The sequence below is a fragment of the Vibrio sp. 10N.261.55.F4 genome (genome assembly GCF_041470465.1).
Lineage (GTDB): Bacteria > Pseudomonadota > Gammaproteobacteria > Enterobacterales > Vibrionaceae > Vibrio > Vibrio crassostreae_C.
The window spans coordinates 1-20,863 of the sequence record NZ_JBFRMM010000032.1 but is presented as its reverse complement, the minus strand read 5'-3'; the positions used below and the strand labels follow the sequence as shown (position 1 = coordinate 20,863).

Below are 20,863 nucleotides of genomic sequence, written 5' to 3'. Positions count from 1 at the left end.
CGTGAAAATCGATGTGTCATATTGCAGTAACAATCGAACTTTATAACGGCACACCATAATCAAAATTACGCTCTGTTGCACTTCCGTGCTGGCTTTAGACTAGAACTGCTCTTCTATTTAAGCCAAGCGCGCGACAGGCCAAATAAACGAATAACACTATAATTAAATCGTTAGTCCAAACTAAAAAGTCAGACGACAAATAGGAAATCATTGAAATGATGAAGAAACTGAAATCGAAGCGCCTTGATAAGACCGTTGCTGCAAACCGTCGTAAGCGTATGCTTTCAAATAATAAGAAGAAGATCATTTGGCGCAATCGCGCTTTCATGCAGATGATTGCTGAGTAAATGTAGTTACTCAGTCAGTTTGCTTGGCACTCTTGCGATAGAGAGTGCCGAAAGTACGCTGCTATTTCTTATTGCCAGCCTTCATCTCTGCTTCTAAACGCTGCTCTTCCAACAGACGTTCTTGCTTTCGCTTCTCTTTTATCTCTTTTCTACGACGCTTGAAAAACGCTTGTAATTGCTCACGGCACTCTTCCTCTAACAAACCATGTTCAACGTCGGCATAGTGGTATGAGGCTTGGCTTTCAAACAAATTCAACACTGTACCTGCAGCGCCTGCTTTTAAGTCTGGAGCACCAAACACAATGCGCTTTACTCGGCTGTGTAGCAAGGCACCTGCGCACATTGGGCAAGGCTCTAGCGTAACGTATAAAGTGGTATCGAGTAGCCGATAGTTTTCTAAGGTTTGACCGGCTTTACGCAAGGTTTCAATTTCTGCGTGTGCCGTAGCATCGTGGCTGCCAATCGAACGGTTCCATCCTTCAGAGATAATCTCCCCACCTTTTACTAATACTGCACCAACAGGAACCTCTCCCTCGCTCTCTGCTTGCTTAGCTACCTCAATGGCGCGTCGCATGAAGATTTCATCTTGAGGGGTGAATTGATGGTCTGACAAAGGGAACTCCAGAAACAAAGGATAAAAACGAAAATAGGTATGCGGTGAAGCATACCTAATCTTAGAGATAATGAACAATAAAGAGGTAATAGACAACAACAGACAATGAACCATTGCCGCTTGCTGGTTGGTCGAACTGTTAGCTATTAGCGTCTTCTATGTCATCGGCTATTGGCGTCGCTTTGATACTCACAATGCGATTGTTCTCAACAGAGATAATTTCAAACTGCCACTGCTGGTATTGAACAACTTCGCCTGCATCCGGTAAGCGCCCTATTAACCATGTCACAAGGCCATTCAGCGTTTGGAAGCTCTCGCTTTCGCCCTCAAAATCCGATAGCTCTAAACGGTTTTTCAGTTCACTGATAGGAATCAATCCATCCACCAACAAACCGTCTTCCACTTGCTCGGTCCAAAGATCGTTCGGATTATTCGATAGCTCGCCAGCAATCGCCTCAAGAATATCGTAATGAGTCACAAGACCTTGAACATCGCCATACTCGTCGACAATGAATGCCATCTCGGTGCCCGACTCTTTAAAGTAGCCAAGTAGACGCAGAGCTTTCATCGATTCTGGAACATAGATCGGCGAGCGAGACAGCCCCATGATCACTTGAATGCTTAGATTGCCCGCCTGATTCAGCAAGGCTTTGGCTGACAGTGTACCCACCACTTTATTGAGGTGATCTTGGCACAATGGAAACACACTGTGTTTTGATGAACGCAGTTTCTTTAATATCTGCTCAACGGGTTGGTCGACATCCAGAAAGTCGATGTCTCGACGCGGAGTCATCAATGAGCTCACAAGACGATCATCAAGCTGCAAGATATTACGAATCATCTCTTGTTCGCCGCGTTCAATCACACCCGATTCTGAGCCCTCTTTCACAAGTGCATGGATATCATCTTCGGTAACGCTATCTTCTTCACCGCCTCGGCCCATCAACTTAAGAATACCTTCCGTTGAAGCCGACAACGCAAACACAAACGGCGTCGCGATTTTAGATAACCAGAAGATTGGCAGCGCGACTAACACAGCAATGTTTTCAGCTTGAGACTGAGTAAAACGCTTTGGTACCAACTCACCGACAACGATAGCGAAATAAGTAATACCTACCACCACAACCGCAGTAGACAAGATGTTCGCTTGTGTTGGGTCTAGTCCCCACAGTTCAAGTTGAACGGCTAGTGGAGCCGATAGCGTCGCCTCACCCACAATCCCGCTGAGTAGGCCGATTACCGTGATACCGATTTGGATTGTAGAGAGGAAGCGGGTTGGGTTTTCTTTGAGATCAAGAGCAACCTGAGCGGAGCGGTGTTTTTCGGCTAAGCGTTTCAGCCGACTATTTTTTGCTGTTACCAATGCAATCTCAGACATGGCAAACAGACCATTTAAAACAATTAACCCTACTAAAAGCAGAATTTTCATGTGGCTTGGATTTCCTAAATTTACCGGCCAACAATTAGCCGTAATCCGGAGTATAAGCTGAGTGCCATTATTTTGAATATAAAAATTTTTGGATATAGAAAGTTTTGGATATAAAAACCTTGGATATAAAAAACGGAAAAAATAGCGAAAAAAAGCCCGCACATTTCGGTGCGGGCTTAGCAATGAATAAAGCTTAGTTTTGCTTAGTTCAATCTTACATTGTGTAAGTGTAAGGTGCTTGGATACCTAGTGGGATACCAAGAGCCCAGTAAGCTAGCAAGAAGATAGACCAACCGATTAACATCGCAATCGAGAATGGCATCATTAGAGAAGCTAGAGTACCGATACCTGTCGACTTAACATAGCGCTGACAGTAAACAACAACCAGTGGGAAGAACACCATTAGTGGAGAGATGATGTTAGACACTGAGTCACCTACACGGTAAGCCGCTTGAGATAGCTCAGGAGAGATACCCACAACCATTAGCATTGGAACTAGGATAGGACCAATCAGTGCCCACTTAGCTGAAGCAGAACCAACAAGAAGGTTAACTGCAGCCGTTAGTAGAATCATACCAACAACCGTTGCTTCACCTGGAAGGTCCATCGCTTTCAAGCCTTCAGCACCGTAAAGTGCCAGCATAGTACCGATGTTTGATTGAGCGAATGCAGATAGGAACTGAGCACAGAAGAACGACATTACAATGTATGCGCCCATCGTTGCCATCGTCTCAGACATTGCTTTGATAACATCATTACTATTCTTGAATGTACCCGCTACACGGCCGTAGACGATACCCGGAATAATAAACAGGATGAAGATCAGAGGAACGATAGACTTCATTACTGGTGCTGAGAACGCCGTTAATTCGCCTTCAGGTGAACGAAGTGCTGAGTTTTCAGGCATTAGAGCCGCGATAAGCAGACCAATACCGGCAACCATTGCCCAACCAGCGAATTTGAATGCTTTAGATTCAATGGCTGTGAACGTACCTAGATCAGGTGCTTGTTCTGCATCTTCATCTACAGGCGTATTAGCAAGACGAGGCTCGATAATTTTCTCTGTAACGTACCAACCAATTGCCACAATTAGAATTGAAGACAAACCAGTAAAGAAGATGTTCGCTAGAGGGTTGATCACATATGCAGGGTCAAGAACGTTTGCCGCTGTTTGAGTGAAACCAGCTAGTAGCGGATCAATACCTGAAGGGATAAAGTTCGCTGAGAAACCACCTGATACACCAGCAAACGCTGCTGCAATACCCGCTAGAGGGTGACGACCCGCAGCGTGGAAGATGATACCGCCAAGAGGGATTACTAGAACGTAACCTGCATCAGCTGCTGTGTGAGACACGATAGCAACCAAGATTAGCATCGGCGTTAGTAGCTTAGCTGGCGTGAAGTTAAGCATCTTCTTAAGGCCAGTCGTAATGAAGCCTGAAGAGTCTGCAACGCCAACACCTAGCATAGCAACAAGTACGATGCCTAGAGGTGCGAAGCCTGTGAATGTGGTAACCATATTCGCTAGGAAGCTAGCAAGCGCTTCACCAGTTAGTAGGTTGTTTACTTCAAGAGCAGCACCCGTTTGAGGGTTGATTAAGTCGAATGAAAGATTCGATAAAAGTGCAGATGCTACCCATACAATAACTAGAGCCCAGAAGAACAGGATTGCTGGATCTGGAATTTTGTTGCCGGCGCGTTCAATGAAGTTTAGAAAGCGGTCCATACCACTGATCTTCTCAGTCGATGGTGCTTTTTTTACGGCTTGGTTACTCATTGTAACTCCATATGTGATGTTGTTTTGTTTAGGCCTAATATAAGTTTTGACCACGGCCTATTGGTACAGCACATATTCTATTAAAGTCGCTGTTAAAAAGCACAAGGTTCCACATCATTTTCCATAAATGGAGACATATTTTGCAAAAATACTGTACAACAGCAACAATATAAAAACACAAAAAACACCATTCCATATACAGAGTTTTAACTGGCACGTAAACAATGTCCGAGGAGTGAAAACTATCAGTAAAGGGGATGCGTAGGCCTTGGCATGCAGTAAACGTTTGCTTAATAGATCAATCAAATTCACTGTATTTGGAGAGCATAGTTTCGAGGTAAATACTTTGTGCGTGGTTCATACGATCTTGCCATGCAATTGTGACAGTAATGCTTTTTAATGCGCTAGACAGAGCACCGTTTGCATTAGTCACTTCACAAGTCATGGCATAGGCAGACCCCGACAAACCGGATAAAGGATCTGAACTTGCTGTGTTGAGACAATGACTCGCCTGATTTAGTTCTGAAAAAGGAATTAAACCTACCGCCCCACTCGCATTAGACGCCCGAGTTCGATAATACTCCATCTGCCTTTCAGCAAAATGCAGCGCCTCTACGCTGTGGAGCGCAAAATCCGATTTTTGTTCAGCGTAGACCTGTAATTTAACCAGCCCTAGTGAGGCAACGCCAATCAACAGAAAAGAGATAAGAACCTCTATCAAGCTAAAACCTGAGTTCTTAGAAATCATTCCATGATCCTCGCTTCCACTTCGCTTTTAAAGGAGTGCTATGAGGGTTGTATTCACCGGTATAATCCAAATTGATTGAACCCTGAATTGTCGATAACCCACCAACGGAATCAAAGAACATCCCTCCTTTAGGGAAAAAAGAAGCAAATCCAATATAAACCGAATTACTCTGTACTAAATCAGTAATAGGAATTGTATCTGGAACTTTAGCCCACAAACCACTCAGTAGGTCGGTATCAGTATCGGGAGAGTTAGTGTTATCGAATACGGTCATATCATTTAGCTGATAAAAAGCCCCGTCAAATACGCTCGCGTTACCATTCGCAACGATGCCGTCCTGAATCACTAAAGAGCGAGGCGTAATAACCCCTGGGATAGGTTCAACTACATTAATCGCAGGTGAATAAACGACGCAATCACCTATAACCCATACCTTATTCTCCCCACTTGAAAAGGCATCATTAATGGCTTTGCTACACTTATTTCCTTCATATTCACCATCAACCAAGTCAATATGCTTAGGGGGGACAACTGTCCGATCAATAAGGTCTATAACATGATAATCAAGCTTAATTTGGTCAATGTTCTCTGACGTCTTTGGCACGCCAAAATAATTAGAGAACGTATCGATATCCGGATCGAATTTGAAATCTGATTGAAAAGAGTTTGAAGGCAGCGCCCCAACGGAGTCGATGGTTGCATCATTGCTAATATTGGTGGTTTGTTGGCAAGACTCAAACGTAGAAAAAGGAGGTGACTCTGGAGTAATGGTCTTCAAACGTCCTCCTCCCTTTTGCTTATAGATAACACTATCTAAAAATCGAACCGATACACACTCGTTAATACCATCAACAGCAGTAAGAGCAATATCAGGATTAATATCGATATTGTGATCAGAAATAAATTCTAAACTCGAATTGGTTTGCATTACTCCTAATCCCGAAGCGTCTACAAAACTAATCTCTTTGTTCAGCGATAAAGACTCAGAACTCGACACCAATATATTTGGCGTGAGTGCTTCTGATCCCAACGTAACGACTTTCGACTGCTGACAATAATCCATTAAATCATTGGGAATAGCTGTCAGATCATTTTCAGCGATGTAAGTGAAGCCACACTCCAAGCCTCCTTCCGATCGCCAGTGTTCTTGTCTGCCCTGCACTTCATTCTGTGCGACTTTAATTTGATGGAATACACTGCGATACGTGCCTAATGTCACCACTAAAGCACCAATTAAAAGCACTGACGTAATCAATAACGTCACCACACCACGCTGCTTTTTAAATATCATCATTGCCAGTTCCTCTGCTTAACGGAAACCGAAACAGATTTGGAAACACCTGCGGTTGGGATTGACGCTGTAATACTGATATCAGTGAGCGTGCTCTTGATAGAATTCTGCTCCAATACTTGGGAATTAATGCTGAACTCATCAACATCAATGAGGTTGTCATCGAACAGTGAGTAACATCCAGTAACCTCATGAAATGTAGGAATTGCCTCCGATACAGTGGTGCCCTTCTCACATATTTGCAGTTTGGTTCCATTTTTTCTGTAAACGATATTTCGATGTTCTTTACTTGCGCTTGAGCCCTCTCGGAAGTAAACAAAACCCACCGCCACACCGCCACTCACTTGGATGGTGTTACTCGCGCCAGACAACTTGATTGAGTAACCGTTTGAACCATCGTAACCCGCTCGTTGGATATCCTCTTTCATGACCTGCATGGTGCTGGTTAGATTTTGTAGCAGCAATAATTCAATGCCTTTGTCTTTGGCAATTCTCTGCCCTGTTATAAAGACACTGCCAATAATCGAAATCGCAAACACACCAATCACAGACGCCACCATTAACTCAATTAATGATGTGCCTTGCTGTTTAGTAGGCGCTACCACAATCGGTCTAACACGCATCATAGCCATACTGCGCACTCGACTCACCGCACACCTTAATTCGCCCAGGAGGGCTGGATAATTTAACCAACAATCTGTCTGTGGACGCTGTGTTTGGAGAAAGATAAATCGTCCCTCTGGCTGGCCTTCCCCTTACACTCTCAAAACTGATTCTTGCACCTGTGTAATTATGGGAAAACGAGACATCTCGAAACGGTTCGCCTGACAACATCAGTAACGTTTCACCAGAAAGGTCTTCAGTAGGCTTTAACCTTACAGTCCACTCTCCGGTTGATTGCACCTCATTTTTATCCATAGAGAAATGTACCCACAGATCTTGATTCCTTTTGACCGATTCAGACTTGGCCTGAATGAGAAAACCATTCAACTCTCCGGCGAGTCGCTGCATCTTGACGGTTTCAGTAACCGAACTAAAACTCGGGGCAGCCGTCGCTATCAGTATCGACAGTACCGATACCGTTACTAACAGCTCTAATAAAGTAAACCCGCGAGTCATTTCCCAAATTCCTATGTAACTCAATGCGCAACTGCATTTAATCTTGCACCGATGCTACCACCAGAGAAAAATGGGCAGAGATATGAAAGGAAACTACTCGCGATGATTCGAAGAAATATATGCAACAACAACAACTTAAGCATTAGAGGAATGACATTGATCGAATTATTGATCGCTGTCGCCATCGTGGGGATACTCGGCGCCATTGCGTATCCAAGTTATACCAACCATGTTATCAAGGCACATCGAGTTACAGCGATGGCCGACTTAACCAAGATGCAACTGGAGATAGAAACTCTATACACAGGGAACTATGCGTCGGCAGCGGAGAATATTATTTCAGGAGGGACATGCTTGTTTTGCGATACCGATACTAGCCGATACACGCTAGCGATCTCTGCGAGTAGCACCACCTATTCAATTCAAGCGGAACCGCTTTCGCAGCAAGTAAATGATGAATGTTTTGACTCGAATACCGATAAGTTGGAATTGCACCACTCGGGCATTTCGGAGCCAGAAACGTGTTGGAAGTAACAAGAGCAACCACCAAAGGGCTCTAGAATTTATCTGATAAATCTCGACTCTTTCTTCTCGAGCTTCTTTTCCCCTGATCTACAGATACAAAAAAGCCTGCTAAACGAGCAGGCTTTTCCAACTTTATCAATAACTTAAATCATTAAAAACTCAAGGCATCAATAACCTAAGACATCAATAAATTGATTACTTAGTTAGGTCATCGAAGAAGTTTTTAACGCCGCTAAAGAAACCTTCAGACTTTGGCTTATGCTTGCTTGCCGCTTCACCACAACATGTTTCTTCGAATTCACGCAGTAGTTCTTTTTGGCGAGAGCTTAGCTTAACTGGAGTCTCAACCACTAGCTTAACGATTAGGTCACCCACACCGCCGCCACGAACGCCTTTCACGCCTTTGCCACGCATACGGAACATACGGCCCGTTTGTGTTTCTTCTGGCACTTTAAGGTTTACACGACCATCCAGTGTTGGAACTTCAACTTCACCGCCTAAAGCAGCCATTGAGAAGCTTACTGGAACCTCACAGTAAAGGTTGTTGCCGTCACGCTCAAAGATGTTGTGTTCTTTTACGTGTACTTGTACGTACAGATCGCCAGCTGGAGCGCCTTGCTCTCCCGCTTCGCCTTCGCCTGATAGACGAATACGATCGCCAGTATCAACACCAGCAGGGATCTTAACGTTAAGTGTTTTCGTCTTCTGTTTGCGACCTTGACCATGACATGAGTTACATGGGTCTTTGATGATCTTGCCTTTACCGTTACAAGTAGGACAAGTCTGTTGAACCGCAAAGAAACCTTGGCGCATTTGTACTTGGCCGTGGCCATGACAAGTGCCACACGTTTGTGCAGAAGAACCCGCTTTCGCGCCGCTGCCGTCACACGTATCACACTCTACAAGTGTTGGTACTTCGATTTCTTTAGAAACACCACGAACCGCTTCTTCTAGAGAAAGTTCCATGTTGTAACGTAGATCTGAACCACGTTGTGCACGCTGTTGACCGCCACCACGACGACCGCCGCCGAAGATGTCGCCAAATACGTCACCGAAGATATCGCCGAAGTCACCTTGGCCACCGCCGCCGAAACCACCGCCGCCGCCCATGCCACCTTGTTCAAAGGCTGCATGACCGTATTGGTCGTAAGCTGCTTTCTTTTGAGAATCGGTTAGGATCTCGTACGCTACTTTTACTTCTTTAAACTTATCTGCTGCGGTCTCATCACCCTGGTTACGGTCCGGGTGGAATTTCATCGCTAAGCGTTTGTACGCTTTTTTAATATCGCGCTCTGATGCATCGCGGCTTACGCCTAATACTTCGTAAAAATCACGTTTTGACATGTTCTAGGTCACCAAAATAATTGCTACTACCGAATGATCACTTCAGTAGTCTGTGTATCAATCTAGATAAAAGTTCTGCCGGCTGAAATGCCGAATAAAGCTATTATCTAGATCGACAAGTCTAAATACAAATTTACGGGCGTGAGAGTTACCTCTGACGCCCGCAATAATAAGTCTTTGAGACAAATTTCTAAGCAGATAGCTTGAGTCCTAAGTGGAAGCGCGGAGCCTACGTTAGTAGGTGGACACTTCCGATAACGAAATCAGGCTACTCTGCGACGAAATTATTTTTTGTCTTCTTTAACTTCTTCAAACTCAGCGTCTACAACATCGTCGTCTTGCTTAGGTTGTTCACCAGCGTCAGCACCAGCTTGTTCAGCTTGAGCTTTCTGTTGAGCAATTTCCATTAGCTTTTGAGCTGCTTGCATAAGTTCTTGAACTTTAGCGTCGATAGCTTCTTTATCGTTACCAGACTTAACTTCTTCTAGTGCAGTGATAGCCGCTTCGATTTTAGCTTTCTCGTCTGCAGGTAAAGCTTCACCAGCTTCTTCTACTTGCTTCTTAGTGCCGTGAATCATTTGGTCAGCTTGGTTACGTGCAGTTACTAGCTCTTCGAACTTTTTGTCCGCTTCTTTGTTAGCTTCTGCTTCTTGTACCATTGCTTCGATCTCTTCCTCAGACAGGCCGCCTGATGCTTGGATAGTGATCTTCTGCTCTTTACCTGTTGCTTTATCTTTAGCAGATACGTTCAGGATACCATCAGCATCTAGGTCGAATGTTACTTCGATTTGTGGCATGCCACGTGGTGCTGGTTGGATACCTTCTAGGTTGAACTGACCAAGAGACTTGTTGTAAGTCGCTTGCTTACGCTCACCTTGAAGAACGTGGATAGTTACTGCGTTTTGGTTGTCTTCAGCTGTAGAGAACACTTGATCCGCTTTAGTAGGGATAGTTGTGTTTTTCTCGATAAGCTTAGTCATCACGCCGCCCATCGTTTCGATACCGAAAGATAGAGGAGTAACGTCTAGTAGTAGAACGTCTTTAACGTCACCCGCTAGTACACCACCTTGAACAGCAGCACCCATTGCAACAGCTTCGTCAGGGTTCACGTCTTTACGTGGCTCTTTACCGAAGAATTCAGTTACTTTAGCTTGAACCATAGGCATACGAGTTTGACCACCAACTAGGATAACGTCAGTGATTTCGCCTACAGATAGGTCAGCATCCGCTAGAGCAACTTTTAGTGGCTCAAGAGAACGTTGAACTAGGTCTTCAACTAGAGACTCAAGCTTCGCACGAGTCACTTTGATGTTCATGTGCTTAGGACCAGTCGCATCAGCAGTAACGTAAGGTAGGTTTACGTCAGTTTGAGTAGTAGAAGAAAGCTCGATTTTCGCTTTTTCTGCTGCTTCTTTAACACGCTGCATTGCTAGTGGATCAGCTTTAAGGTCGATACCTTGCTCTTTCTTGAACTCATCTACTAGGTAGTTGATCATGCGGTTATCGAAATCTTCACCACCAAGGTGAGTGTCACCGTTAGTTGAAAGAACTTCGAAAGTCTTCTCGCCTTCTACTTCATCGATTTCGATGATAGAGATATCGAATGTACCACCACCAAGGTCGTATACAGCGATAGTGCGATCACCACCTTGCTTGTCTAGGCCGTAAGCTAGAGCAGCAGCAGTTGGTTCGTTGATGATACGTTTAACATCTAGACCAGCGATACGGCCAGCATCTTTCGTTGCTTGACGTTGAGCATCGTTGAAGTAAGCAGGAACAGTTACTACTGCGCCAGTTACTTCTTCGCCTAGGAAGTCTTCAGCTGTTTTCTTCATTTTCTTAAGAACTTCAGCAGATACTTGAGGAGCAGCCATTTTTTGGCCTTGCGCTTCAACCCATGCATCACCGTTGTCAGCCTTAACAATGTTGAAAGGCATGATTTCGATATCGCGTTGAACTTCTTCATCTTCAAAACGACGACCGATTAGACGCTTGATAGCGAACAGTGTGTTTTGAGGGTTAGTAACAGCTTGACGTTTTGCAGGTTGACCAACTAGCGTTTCGCCTTCTGTGTATGCGATTACTGATGCTGTTGTGCGTTCGCCTTCAGCATTTTCAATTACGCGTGGTTTGTCGCCGTCAAGAACAGCAACACAAGAGTTAGTAGTACCTAAATCAATACCAATGATTTTACCCATCAGGCCATCTCCGAAATATTTTCTATTAAGTTTTTGCTATACCCACATATGTGGGGGTGGTAATCAGGGAATCAACCCTAATACACAAAATTAAAGTGCAAATGTAATTTGCTTTCGTATGCACCATAGATAAGGGCTGCAAACTGGTTTTCAAGGGAATAAGTAAAAAAAATCTATTTTTTCCCGTATCTTTTTACATAAAGGTAAAAAGTGACCGATCCCTTGCCAATTAAGGCTCCAATGTTGAGAAACTCTCGCATTTGTCGCCACATTGAAACCTCAACCCTATTCCAGATGCCATAAAAAAAGACCTTCATGTGGAAGGTCTTTTTCAAATAGATATTAATCAGTTAAATATTGTTCAAATGGTGACTGATTCAGCCATATTATTGGTTGAGCACTAACTGGTAGAAGCTCGCTTGAGTGTAATCACCCGCTTCCATACCACGCCATTCACAGGCTGAGCTCGACTTCTTAGTATTACACTGGTTATACGCACCCGCTTTGAAGTACATCCAGTCTTGACCGTAACCAAGATCGATATCGTGTCCCTGATATTTACCCTTTGCCAAGTCAACATCATAGGTCTTCACAACAGGTTCGGCTGAGTTTGGATTTTTAGTAAAGGTTAAGTGCATGATGTTATCTTTGATATTCACATCATATGAGAACACTTCACCTAGCTTGATACCATCAGTAGGATCCGAGCTGCCTTTTTTCAGATTGTATTGGCCAAATACATCATGGCGAATGTCTTTACGAAGCTTCTTACCGTTTTCATCCTTCGCATTTTTCATCTCTGTCGGCGGGTTTAATTCATAGTTCCACGTTAACGAACCATGCTCATGCTCTGGCAATTTGCGGTAAACAATTTTCAGAGGTTCATTATCCGACCCATGGATTTGACCAATAACCACAGAGAATGCACCGGTTTTCTTATAGTTACCGCTGGTGCTCACCTGATCAACAGAAAGTGTTGCCGTCATCTGGCCACCGATAGAGCCAAACTCTTCCGCGTTCTTATGGCTTGAAATCGCGAAGTTGTTGCTCGGCGCAGAGTAGCTATCCGCTAGCATCGCTCTTAGCTCACTACGCGTGTTTTTACTGTTTGGCGTCGTTGGAGCTGTATTCGGAGCCACAAACACCATCGCACCAGACTCGGCATCCGTGTAGAACCATTTAGGGTGAACGTAAGGCGTGTCTACATTCGACAGTTCCTTTTTACCAATCTCCAGCGTTTTACCTTTTCTAGACCCTTCAGTCGTCAGCTCCGGTAAGTTAATTTTCCATTTAGATAAATCGAAGTTTTGTGCTGGTGCTTTTGCAGGGTCAAGATTGAACTGTTGACCAATATCGTGATTAGAAGCAAGAGCGGGAGCGGCTAAAAGGCTGGCAGTCAGTAGGCTAAGGTAAGACAGCTTCATTATTGGGTTTCCTTTATGTCGTCATAATGTAGGTTGTCAGAACAATATAATAATATTGTATTATTATATGTGATCTATATTAAAGATTGAAAACTGATGGCCAATTCGGCACGAGTAAAAAGAAAAAATGAGACTTAACACCAATCAAAGATCTTTTTAGCTAAGTTATCAGATAGCCCAAAGCACTTATCATCAGAAACAAAAAAGCCCCGCTCTCATTGAGCGGGGCTTCTAATTATCGAATCTTAATTAAGAATTATGCTTCTGCTTTCTTTAGCTCAGCTTCTTCGTTAGCTTCAACGCCGATTTCGTTTTCAGATTTCGCTACGATAGTGTTAACCGCAGTATCACCAACAACGTTAGAAGAAGTACAGAACATGTCACAGATACGGTCAACAGCAGCAACAATCGCTAGACCTTCTGGTGGCAAACCTAGTTGGTGCAATAGAACACCGACCATAACCACACCACCACCAGGAACACCACCAGCACCGATAGAAAGTAGCAAGATAGTTAGACCTAGAGTAAAGATATCAGCAGTGTTGATTGGCTGACCGAATGCGTTTGCTACGAACATAGTTGCTAGTGCGATGTAGATAGATACACCAGACATGTTCATTGTTGCACCTAGTGGTACACCGAAACCTGCCACTGACTTAGATACGTTTAGTTTGTCCGTCAGAGTACGCATTGTTACTGGAATCGTCGCGTTCGAGCTTGCAGTCGATAGTGAGAAAAGGATTTGCTCACGAGTTGCACGTAGGAACTGCTTTGGAGAAATACCAGTGAATGAACCAACCATCATTGGGTAGAAGAAGAAGATCCAGAACACAAGCATCGCTACAACAAGCGCTACATAGCCAGCAACTGACATTAGCGTGTCTGCATCCAGTGTTGCGCCCAGTTGAATCATCAGAGCAAATACACCGTAAGGCGCCAAGCTCATTACTAGGCCGATAAGCTTCATCATGATTTCGTTAGCCATCTTGAATGTCTTGATAGCTGGGCCACCACGAGAATCAAGCGCTTGAATAGCAAGACCTGTCAAAATTGCCATGAAGATGATTTGTAGCATGTCTCCACTTGCAAATGCTTCTACAGGGTTGCTAGGAACGATATTAACAACAAGAGAGAAGATATCTGGCGTTTCAGTTGTTGTAAGCGCAATTGTCTCAGAAACTGTACCCGCTAGATTCGCACCAGCACCCGGTTGGAAAATAAGACCAATCGTTAGCGCTGCAGAAATCGCGATGATGGTGTTAATAATGTAAAGACCAAAGGTTTTACCACCAAGACGACCAAATGAACGAATATCTTTTAGCTCAACGATACCGCAAACAATAGATACGTAAACAAGAGGAACTACAAGCAATTTGATAAGTGATACGAACATACCACCAGCACCTTCGGCAGCGCCAAGTAGATACGTATCAAAAATAGCAATACCGCTGAATAGGTACTGAATAGCAGTACCAATAAGTAGACCGGCGAACAAGCCTACAAAAATTTTACTTGAGAGCGATTTATCCATCGTTCTTCTCCAGTTTGTTGTGTTTGAAATTTGTACTTTTATAGTTATATATGCGACCAAAATCGCTATATGGCAGTGGATTTTACATACAAAGATAACAATTAAAAGTATTTATTTACAAAAATATCACAAATGTGACATCAAAACATTTACTCAATAACAACAAGCTTCATAACACAAAACTCTAAATCGCTGACCTGAATGAAATAAAAAGAACGACATTCTTAATGCGGTTTTGATGCTTATTTACGTGGACTCTCAAGTTATAGGCACAAAAAAAGAGAGGCCTATACCTCTCTTTTTATTTTACGCAAACCAGTGATTTATTTTGTCGCTGCGACTAACTCAGTCAATGCACCAGTCAATCACTTGGCAACGTAATTCGTCATTACTTAGCAACCATAACCATCGCTGGGCGAACCACACGACCGTTTAGTTCGTAGCCTTTTTGCATCACAAACATAACCGTGTTCGATTCGTGATCTGGGCTTTCTTGAATAGACATCGCTTGGTGGAATTCAGGGTTGAACGCTTCACCTTCAGGGTTGATCTCTTTAAGACCAAACTTAGCAACTGTGTCTACGAACGTTTTGTGCGTTAGCTCAACACCTTCATACAGTGGCTTAACCACTTCGTTTTCAGCGTCTGCTGCTTGCATTGCACGCTCTAGGTTGTCGATTACAGGAAGCAGACCTTCAGCAAACTTGTTCAAAGCGAATTTACGCGCTTTATCAATTTCTTGTTCGCTACGGCGACGCATGTTTTCAACTTCAGCTTTCGCGCGAAGAACAGAATCTTGCTGCTCTTTCACTTTAGATTCACTAGAAAGCAGTGCAGCTTCCAGTTGAGCGATTTTTGCTTCCTGCTCATCAGCAGCGTCTTCATTCAGTTCAGCTTCTTCAACTTTCTCAGCTTCAGCGATGATCTGATCTAGCTCTGCTTCGGTTACTTTGTTTTCTTCGTTGCTCATGATATCTCCAGAATTCGTTTTCAATGCAAGTGACAGGCGTGTTTGCACCCCAAATTGATATAAAACACTCGCATAGACGTTCAACTTGCCTTTATTATGGGGATGAAGAATTTTGATTCAAGCCTAATTCGTTTGGAAACGTTATGAAAAAGCCATTTGAAGTCATCGCAATTATTGGTAAACCTCGAGATCAGCAAGCAATTCAGACTCATAGAGAGCTCTATCAGTGGTTAAGTACTGAGGGTTATCAAGTGTTTGTTGATGATAGGCTCTCCAGCATTTTGGACGATATCCCACAAGAACATTTTTCTAGCCTGATTGAATTGGGTAAACGTGCCGATCTCGCAATTGTTGTGGGTGGTGATGGAAATATGCTCGGTGCGGCTAGAATTTTGTCACGTTTCGACATTTCAGTGATAGGTGTTAACCGAGGTAATCTTGGTTTCCTAACCGATCTCAACCCTGAAAACTTCCAGAGCGCGCTGACTGATGTGCTTAAGGGAGAGTTCATGGAAGAAGAACGCTTCTTACTTGAAACTGAAATTCATCGTCACGGCCAGATAAAAAGCCACAATGCAGCCCTTAATGAGGCTGTACTGCACCCCGGCCAAGTTGCTCACATGATCGAGTTCGAAGTGTATATCGATGACAGCTTCGCCTTCTCACAGCGCTCTGATGGCTTAATCGTCTCAACACCGACAGGTTCTACCGCCTACTCGCTTTCCGGCGGCGGCCCTATCCTGTCATCAAGCCTAAATGCTATCTCACTCGTGCCAATGTTCCCGCATACCCTTTCAAGCCGCCCATTGGTGGTGGATGGCAAGCGTCGTATTAAGCTTATCGTATCGCCTGATAACCGTGGAACTCAGGAGGTGAGCTGCGATGGTCAAATCTCACTGCCTGTTTCTCCTGGTGATGAGATCCACATTTACCAAAGCCCGAATGTACTTAAGTTGATCCATCCTAAAGACTACAACTACTACCATGTTCTACGTAACAAACTAGGTTGGTCGAGTAAGCTGTTCTAAAAGAATAAACGCTCCAGTGGTAACCGAAAATTTGAAAGGCTGACGACATTCGTCAGCCTTTTTATTGCCAGTAAAAGCCCGTCGGCTCTAGCTTCTCTGCAGTTCCTTATACCTCCACTCCCAAGAGGGAGGAACGACTGAGTTGGGAATCTATAGCGGTTTCAGTGATCTACAGACAAGCTCAATTCTGAGAGCTGTCGCAAAAAATTTTCACCTGTCGACTTTACTGTATAAAGAAACAGTATATACTGAGCTTATATACAGTATTGTTCAGTTATACAGGTAAATAAAAATGCTGGCTCATTTAAGTGTTAATAATTTCGCTATTGTTAAGTCTTTACAGCTAGAACTCTCTAAAGGCATGACAACAATCACCGGGGAAACTGGTGCGGGTAAATCTATCGCTATCGATGCTTTAGGCTTATGCCTTGGAGGAAGATCCGATGCAGGAATGGTTCGACAAGGTGAAGAAAAAACCGAAGTCAGTGCCGCTTTTTTACTTGAGAACAATCTGCATGCTACCCGCTGGTTAGAAGACAACGAATTGCTTGATGGCAGTGAGTGCATCCTGCGCAGAACCATCTCAAAAGAAGGTCGTTCTCGTGCATTCATCAACGGTAGCCCTGTCCCTCTTTCGCAATTGAAATCGCTAGGACAACTGCTGATCAACATCCATGGTCAACACGCGCATCACCAGTTGATGAAAAGCGATTACCAAATGGCCATGCTTGATCAATACGCAGGCCACTTGAACCTATTGAAATCGACACGTAATGCTTATCAAGCCTGGCGACAAGCGGATAACCACTTAAAAGAGTTACGTGAAAATAGCCAGCAAAACCAAGCTCAAAAACAACTTCTTGAATACCAAATCAAAGAGTTAAATGAGCTGTCTATTGGGGAGGAAGAATATGAAGACCTCGAACAAGAGCATAAGCGCCTCTCCAATAGCGGAGAACTGGCCACAACCTGTCAGCAAGCTATCGAGCTTATTTATGAAGGCGAAGAAGTTAATGCGCTTGGTATTCTGCAATCGGCCAATAACTCCTTAATTCAGCTAGCTGAGCTAGATGAAAGATTGGCCGAGTTACCGAACTTGCTTTCTGAAGCCATTATTCAGATCGAAGAGACCAACAACGAGTTAAGAACCTACCTAGACAGCATTGATGTTGATCCCGGTCGTATGGCTTACGTTGAGGAGCGTTTCTCTAAAGTGATGTCGATGTCTCGTAAACACCACGTGTTACCTGAAGAGCTGTATAAGCACCATCAAGACTTACTACAACAAGTTGAAGCGCTTGATTGCTCTGATGAAAAATTAGAAGAACTGGCAAACGAGGTGGAAAACCAATACCAGTCGTTCGTTGCCAAATCAGAGAAGCTTCATAAATCTCGAACTCGTTATGCAAAAGAGCTCAACAAACTGATCACGCAAAGCATGCACGAACTGAGCATGGAAAAAGCGCAGTTTGCCATTGAAGTGAACAACACCAACACACACCCTTCTCCATTGGGTATGGATAACGTGACCTTCATTGTTTCGACCAACCCAGGCCAACCAATGCAGCCAATTGCTAAAGTGGCTTCTGGTGGTGAGTTATCACGAATCTCATTAGCGATTCAGGTGATCACAGCGCAAAAAGTCGACACACCAAGCCTGATTTTCGATGAAGTCGATGTGGGTATCAGTGGACCAACGGCTGCGGTTGTCGGGAAAATGCTACGTAAGCTGGGCGAATCTACGCAGGTGATGTGTGTGACGCACTTACCTCAAGTTGCCGGTTGCGGTCACCAACAGCTGTTTGTTGCGAAGAACACGAAATCAGGTAAAACAGAGACTCAAATGCACACGCTTGATGAGCAACAACGCGTTTCAGAGCTTGCTCGACTGCTTGGTGGCAGCCAGATTACAGAATCGACGCTTGCCAACGCAAAAGAGTTATTAATCGCAGCTTAGGTTACATATTCAGCAACTTTCTGATAATTTACCGAAAATTCTTGGCAATTTTGCAACTTAATTCAAAATTGCCAGTCATAACAAGCTCAAAGTGCAAGGAGCTTTTTACTTCTTGCTGGAGCTTGTTTATTATCAGGCAGTATTTTAGCGAAGAAAGATCTCAGACTATGCGAATTAAAAAGTGGTTAGTTGCAGTTCCACTTGCACTAACAATGTTGACCGGTTGCTCTCTACTAGAGAAGTTGGTTTATCGAATTGACATCAATCAGGGTAACTATGTTGAACAAGAAGCTGTCGATCAGCTGAAATTTGGCATGACAAAAACACAAGTTCGTTACGTTATGGGCTCACCTATGCTTATCGAAAATGGCTACCCAGATACGTGGTACTACATTTACCACCACACAAAAGGCCATGAAGACTCGATTCAAAAAAATCTTGTTGTTAACTTTGATGCAACGGGCACCTTAGTGACGATCAATGGTGATTTTGAAGCCAGTGATGAATTCTTCGAAAGCCTTCGCTAGCTTTCCAGTCAACAAAGCTCTCGGCCGATAAAGCTATCAGTCGACAAAACTATCCGTCGACAAAGCAAGAATCGCAAAAGCCTGCTCACATGAGCAGGCTTTTTAATATCTGCTAACAAATTAGCTGCGTTGTCTAACCAACAGGCACAAAAAAGCTCGCCAATATAGCGAGCTCTCTTCTTAGTCAAACTTGTTTAGCATTACGATTTAGCTGCGGCCGCTTTTGCTTGTTCAGCACGCTTACGGCGAATTTCTTTTGGATCGGCTAACAGTGCTCGATAAATTTCGATACGATCTTTATCTCGAACGGTTGCATCTAACTTAACGTTGCGGCTGTATACGCCAACTTTATTTTTCGCCAAGTCGATTTCTGGATACAACTCTAAAACACCAGACTGCGCAATAATCTCTTCAACGGTCGCGTTCTTATTTACCACTAAGGTAAATACACGCTGCTCATGTGGAAGCGCAAACACAACTTCTACGTGGATCATATCTGATTCAATAGTCATGGCTTAGTAAACCTGTTTCGCTCGTTGAGTAAAAGCACTGACCATATTGCTTGTCAGTTCATTGAAAATCTTGCCAAATGCCATTTCAATCATTCGACTAGAAAATTCAAACTCTAGTTTAAGTTCAACCTTACATGCTTGGTCGTCTAGAGGAGTGAAATACCAGCCCCCCTCCAGCTTCTTAAACGGGCCATCTACCAGCTCCATTAAAATTTCAGCACCATCCGCCATTCGATTCGACGTAGTGAATGTTTTACTGATACCAGCTTTAGAGACATCAACCGAAGCCACCATCGCGGAATCTGAAGATTCGATCACACGAGAACCAGAACATCCTGGCAAAAACTCAGGATAACGAGCAACATCATTGACCAAGCTGAACATCTGGTCGGCACTAAAAGACACTAATGCTGAACGAGTAACCTTTGGCATATAGACTCCTGTTAAAGACAGCGTTACATTAACACAAACTGCAATTTTAATTGTATTGGGCCAGAGCGCAAATAAAAAGGATTCCCCATCTAGGGCGCATTCCGTATAATGAGGCCATTATGGCAAAGAATAAATCAAAATCAAAAGCCGGTAGTAATACCATTGCGCTTAATAAGAAAGCTCGCCACGAATATTTCATCGATGATGAGATAGAAGCGGGGCTTGAGCTACAAGGCTGGGAAGTAAAATCCCTACGTGAAGGCAAAACCAATATCGCAGAAAGCTACGTATACATCCGAGATGGCGAAGCATTCATCAGTGGTATGACGATTACTCCGCTAACTCAAGCGAGTACTCATATCGTGGCGAACCCAACACGTATCCGTAAACTATTAATGTCGAGAAAAGAACTCGACAACCTTATCGGTCGTATTAACCGTGAAGGCATGACGCTTGTCGCAACCGCACTTTACTGGTCTCGCTCTTGGGCGAAGATTAAAGTTGGCGTAGCGAAAGGTAAAAAGCTGCACGATAAACGTACTGATATGAAAGAAAAAGATTGGGCGAGAGATAAAGCACGAATTATGAAGAGTAATTTGCGTTAATTTTAAGCACTTAAACGCACAGTGCTAGACAGGGTAAGCTTTTCTGGTACTATGCAAATAACACTTGGGGCTGATTTAGGATTCGACAGGAATTTTGAAGTCTGAGGTGCATGCCGTGGGGCGGTTGGCCACGTTAAAAGCCGCAAAAAAATAGTCGCAAACGACGAAAACTACGCACTAGCAGCTTAATAACCTGCTCAGAGCTCTCTTACCCTAGCTTCCGCTCGTAAGACGGGGACCAATAAGAGATCAAACCCAAACTAGCTAGCGTGGCTTCTCCCACCTGAGAGGAAAAGCGCGAATTATAATTCAGGTTAGCCTTTAACTAGCGTGTCGGTTCGCAGGTTGCTGGTGAAATTAAAGATCGACTAAGCATGTAGTACCAATGATGAATGATTTTTGGACGCGGGTTCAACTCCCGCCAGCTCCACCAAACGTTTGGAAAGGGCCAACTCGAAAGAGTTGGCCCTTTTTTTAGGTTCATCG

At 43.8% G+C, this 20,863-nt stretch carries 19 protein-coding genes, 1 other RNA gene and 1 pseudogene; 7 read left to right on the top strand and 14 right to left on the bottom strand.

All coding sequences use genetic code 11. From position 1 onward, the window contains the following. Nucleotides 1-215 precede the first annotated feature (215 nt). Nucleotides 216-347: a hypothetical protein gene (locus AB4249_RS15260; RefSeq protein WP_017059878.1), complete on the top strand. Its 132-nt coding sequence runs from the start codon at nt 216-218 to the stop codon at nt 345-347. Nucleotides 348-408: 61 nt separating this feature from the next. On the opposite strand, the pseudogene tadA reads toward AB4249_RS15260, so the two are convergent. The 7 genes and pseudogenes from tadA to AB4249_RS15225 all read right to left on the bottom strand — a co-directional run bounded on the left by tadA (nt 409) and on the right by AB4249_RS15225 (nt 7,324). Next, a pseudogene (tadA, locus tag AB4249_RS15255) lies at nt 409-1,013 on the bottom strand (tRNA adenosine(34) deaminase TadA). Nucleotides 1,014-1,099: 86 nt separating this feature from the next. Continuing rightward, nucleotides 1,100-2,389: a hemolysin family protein gene (locus AB4249_RS15250; RefSeq protein WP_372103786.1), complete on the bottom strand. Its 1,290-nt coding sequence runs from the start codon at nt 2,387-2,389 to the stop codon at nt 1,100-1,102. A 214-nt stretch (nt 2,390-2,603) separates the two neighbouring features. After that, entirely contained in the window at nt 2,604-4,166 is a 1,563-nt protein-coding gene (locus tag AB4249_RS15245) for an AbgT family transporter (protein WP_017059875.1), read from the bottom strand. 298 nt (nt 4,167-4,464) lie between these two features. Next, a complete protein-coding gene (locus tag AB4249_RS15240; RefSeq protein WP_017062783.1) occupies nt 4,465-4,914 on the bottom strand; it encodes a prepilin-type N-terminal cleavage/methylation domain-containing protein in 450 nt (149 codons plus the stop codon). Further along, nucleotides 4,904-6,208, bottom strand: coding sequence for a hypothetical protein (locus AB4249_RS15235; protein ID WP_372103783.1), 1,305 nt, complete (start codon nt 6,206-6,208; stop codon nt 4,904-4,906). The genes AB4249_RS15240 and AB4249_RS15235 overlap by 11 nt, the downstream gene beginning before the upstream one ends. Further along, nucleotides 6,205-6,837, bottom strand: a complete 633-nt coding sequence (locus AB4249_RS15230; protein ID WP_102333757.1) for a PilW family protein — start codon at nt 6,835-6,837, stop codon at nt 6,205-6,207. The genes AB4249_RS15235 and AB4249_RS15230 overlap by 4 nt, the downstream gene beginning before the upstream one ends. Beyond that, nucleotides 6,818-7,324, bottom strand: coding sequence for a GspH/FimT family pseudopilin (locus AB4249_RS15225; protein WP_102333756.1), 507 nt, complete (start codon nt 7,322-7,324; stop codon nt 6,818-6,820). The genes AB4249_RS15230 and AB4249_RS15225 overlap by 20 nt, the downstream gene beginning before the upstream one ends. Before the next feature lie 102 nt (nt 7,325-7,426). Here AB4249_RS15225 and AB4249_RS15220 point away from each other — a divergent pair, with 102 nt between their 5' ends. Next, nucleotides 7,427-7,858, top strand: coding sequence for a type IV pilin protein (locus AB4249_RS15220; protein ID WP_102320238.1), 432 nt, complete (start codon nt 7,427-7,429; stop codon nt 7,856-7,858). A gap of 186 nt (nt 7,859-8,044) precedes the next feature. Here AB4249_RS15220 and dnaJ read toward each other — a convergent pair whose 3' ends face one another. The 5 genes from dnaJ to grpE form a co-directional block, all read right to left on the bottom strand. After that, complete coding sequence (gene dnaJ, locus AB4249_RS15215) at nt 8,045-9,193, bottom strand: molecular chaperone DnaJ (protein WP_048608049.1); 1,149 nt, start codon at nt 9,191-9,193, stop codon at nt 8,045-8,047. A gap of 284 nt (nt 9,194-9,477) precedes the next feature. After that, nucleotides 9,478-11,391, bottom strand: a complete 1,914-nt coding sequence (gene dnaK / locus AB4249_RS15210; RefSeq protein WP_017067645.1) for a molecular chaperone DnaK — start codon at nt 11,389-11,391, stop codon at nt 9,478-9,480. Nucleotides 11,392-11,777: 386 nt separating this feature from the next. Beyond that, nucleotides 11,778-12,815, bottom strand: coding sequence for a polysaccharide lyase family 7 protein (locus AB4249_RS15205; RefSeq protein WP_017091481.1), 1,038 nt, complete (start codon nt 12,813-12,815; stop codon nt 11,778-11,780). Between the two features lie 256 nt (nt 12,816-13,071). Next, nucleotides 13,072-14,346, bottom strand: a complete 1,275-nt coding sequence (locus AB4249_RS15200) for a dicarboxylate/amino acid:cation symporter (RefSeq protein ID WP_017067647.1) — start codon at nt 14,344-14,346, stop codon at nt 13,072-13,074. Between the two features lie 388 nt (nt 14,347-14,734). Then, on the bottom strand, nt 14,735-15,316 hold the full coding sequence (gene grpE, locus AB4249_RS15195) for a nucleotide exchange factor GrpE (RefSeq protein WP_017069543.1): 582 nt from the start codon (nt 15,314-15,316) through the stop codon (nt 14,735-14,737). A 143-nt stretch (nt 15,317-15,459) separates the two neighbouring features. Between grpE and nadK the strand changes: the two genes are divergently transcribed. The 3 genes from nadK to bamE all read left to right on the top strand — a co-directional run bounded on the left by nadK (nt 15,460) and on the right by bamE (nt 18,828). Further along, nucleotides 15,460-16,344, top strand: coding sequence for an NAD(+) kinase (gene nadK / locus AB4249_RS15190; RefSeq protein ID WP_004735161.1), 885 nt, complete (start codon nt 15,460-15,462; stop codon nt 16,342-16,344). 292 nt (nt 16,345-16,636) lie between these two features. Further along, complete coding sequence (gene recN, locus AB4249_RS15185; protein ID WP_017059862.1) at nt 16,637-18,301, top strand: DNA repair protein RecN; 1,665 nt, start codon at nt 16,637-16,639, stop codon at nt 18,299-18,301. 167 nt (nt 18,302-18,468) lie between these two features. Beyond that, nucleotides 18,469-18,828, top strand: coding sequence for an outer membrane protein assembly factor BamE (gene bamE / locus AB4249_RS15180; RefSeq protein ID WP_010438918.1), 360 nt, complete (start codon nt 18,469-18,471; stop codon nt 18,826-18,828). A 200-nt stretch (nt 18,829-19,028) separates the two neighbouring features. Here bamE and AB4249_RS15175 read toward each other — a convergent pair whose 3' ends face one another. Both AB4249_RS15175 and AB4249_RS15170 read right to left on the bottom strand, forming a co-directional pair. Next, nucleotides 19,029-19,340: an RnfH family protein gene (locus tag AB4249_RS15175; RefSeq protein ID WP_010438916.1), complete on the bottom strand. Its 312-nt coding sequence runs from the start codon at nt 19,338-19,340 to the stop codon at nt 19,029-19,031. Between the two features lie 3 nt (nt 19,341-19,343). Further along, nucleotides 19,344-19,772: an SRPBCC family protein gene (locus AB4249_RS15170; RefSeq protein WP_010438915.1), complete on the bottom strand. Its 429-nt coding sequence runs from the start codon at nt 19,770-19,772 to the stop codon at nt 19,344-19,346. A gap of 119 nt (nt 19,773-19,891) precedes the next feature. Here AB4249_RS15170 and smpB point away from each other — a divergent pair, with 119 nt between their 5' ends. Beyond that, complete coding sequence (gene smpB / locus AB4249_RS15165; RefSeq protein WP_004735156.1) at nt 19,892-20,377, top strand: SsrA-binding protein SmpB; 486 nt, start codon at nt 19,892-19,894, stop codon at nt 20,375-20,377. Between the two features lie 66 nt (nt 20,378-20,443). Continuing rightward, nucleotides 20,444-20,810, top strand: a transfer-messenger RNA (tmRNA) gene (ssrA, locus tag AB4249_RS15160). Nucleotides 20,811-20,863 lie beyond the last annotated feature (53 nt).

Coding starts and splice junctions, on each gene's coding strand:
- AB4249_RS15230 (WP_102333757.1), bottom strand. CDS start 6,837: ATGGCTATGATGCGTGTTAGACCGATTGTGGTAGCGCCTACTAAACAG.
- dnaJ (WP_048608049.1), bottom strand. CDS start 9,193: ATGTCAAAACGTGATTTTTACGAAGTATTAGGCGTAAGCCGCGATGCA.
- AB4249_RS15205 (WP_017091481.1), bottom strand. CDS start 12,815: ATGAAGCTGTCTTACCTTAGCCTACTGACTGCCAGCCTTTTAGCCGCT.
- AB4249_RS15170 (WP_010438915.1), bottom strand. CDS start 19,772: ATGCCAAAGGTTACTCGTTCAGCATTAGTGTCTTTTAGTGCCGACCAG.
- nadK (WP_004735161.1), top strand. CDS start 15,460: ATGAAAAAGCCATTTGAAGTCATCGCAATTATTGGTAAACCTCGAGAT.
- AB4249_RS15260 (WP_017059878.1), top strand. CDS start 216: ATGATGAAGAAACTGAAATCGAAGCGCCTTGATAAGACCGTTGCTGCA.
- smpB (WP_004735156.1), top strand. CDS start 19,892: ATGGCAAAGAATAAATCAAAATCAAAAGCCGGTAGTAATACCATTGCG.
- AB4249_RS15240 (WP_017062783.1), bottom strand. CDS start 4,914: ATGATTTCTAAGAACTCAGGTTTTAGCTTGATAGAGGTTCTTATCTCT.
- dnaK (WP_017067645.1), bottom strand. CDS start 11,391: ATGGGTAAAATCATTGGTATTGATTTAGGTACTACTAACTCTTGTGTT.
- AB4249_RS15225 (WP_102333756.1), bottom strand. CDS start 7,324: ATGACTCGCGGGTTTACTTTATTAGAGCTGTTAGTAACGGTATCGGTA.
- AB4249_RS15245 (WP_017059875.1), bottom strand. CDS start 4,166: ATGAGTAACCAAGCCGTAAAAAAAGCACCATCGACTGAGAAGATCAGT.
- AB4249_RS15235 (WP_372103783.1), bottom strand. CDS start 6,208: ATGATGATATTTAAAAAGCAGCGTGGTGTGGTGACGTTATTGATTACG.
- bamE (WP_010438918.1), top strand. CDS start 18,469: ATGCGAATTAAAAAGTGGTTAGTTGCAGTTCCACTTGCACTAACAATG.
- recN (WP_017059862.1), top strand. CDS start 16,637: ATGCTGGCTCATTTAAGTGTTAATAATTTCGCTATTGTTAAGTCTTTA.
- AB4249_RS15175 (WP_010438916.1), bottom strand. CDS start 19,340: ATGACTATTGAATCAGATATGATCCACGTAGAAGTTGTGTTTGCGCTT.
- grpE (WP_017069543.1), bottom strand. CDS start 15,316: ATGAGCAACGAAGAAAACAAAGTAACCGAAGCAGAGCTAGATCAGATC.
- AB4249_RS15200 (WP_017067647.1), bottom strand. CDS start 14,346: ATGGATAAATCGCTCTCAAGTAAAATTTTTGTAGGCTTGTTCGCCGGT.
- AB4249_RS15220 (WP_102320238.1), top strand. CDS start 7,427: ATGATTCGAAGAAATATATGCAACAACAACAACTTAAGCATTAGAGGA.
- AB4249_RS15250 (WP_372103786.1), bottom strand. CDS start 2,389: ATGAAAATTCTGCTTTTAGTAGGGTTAATTGTTTTAAATGGTCTGTTT.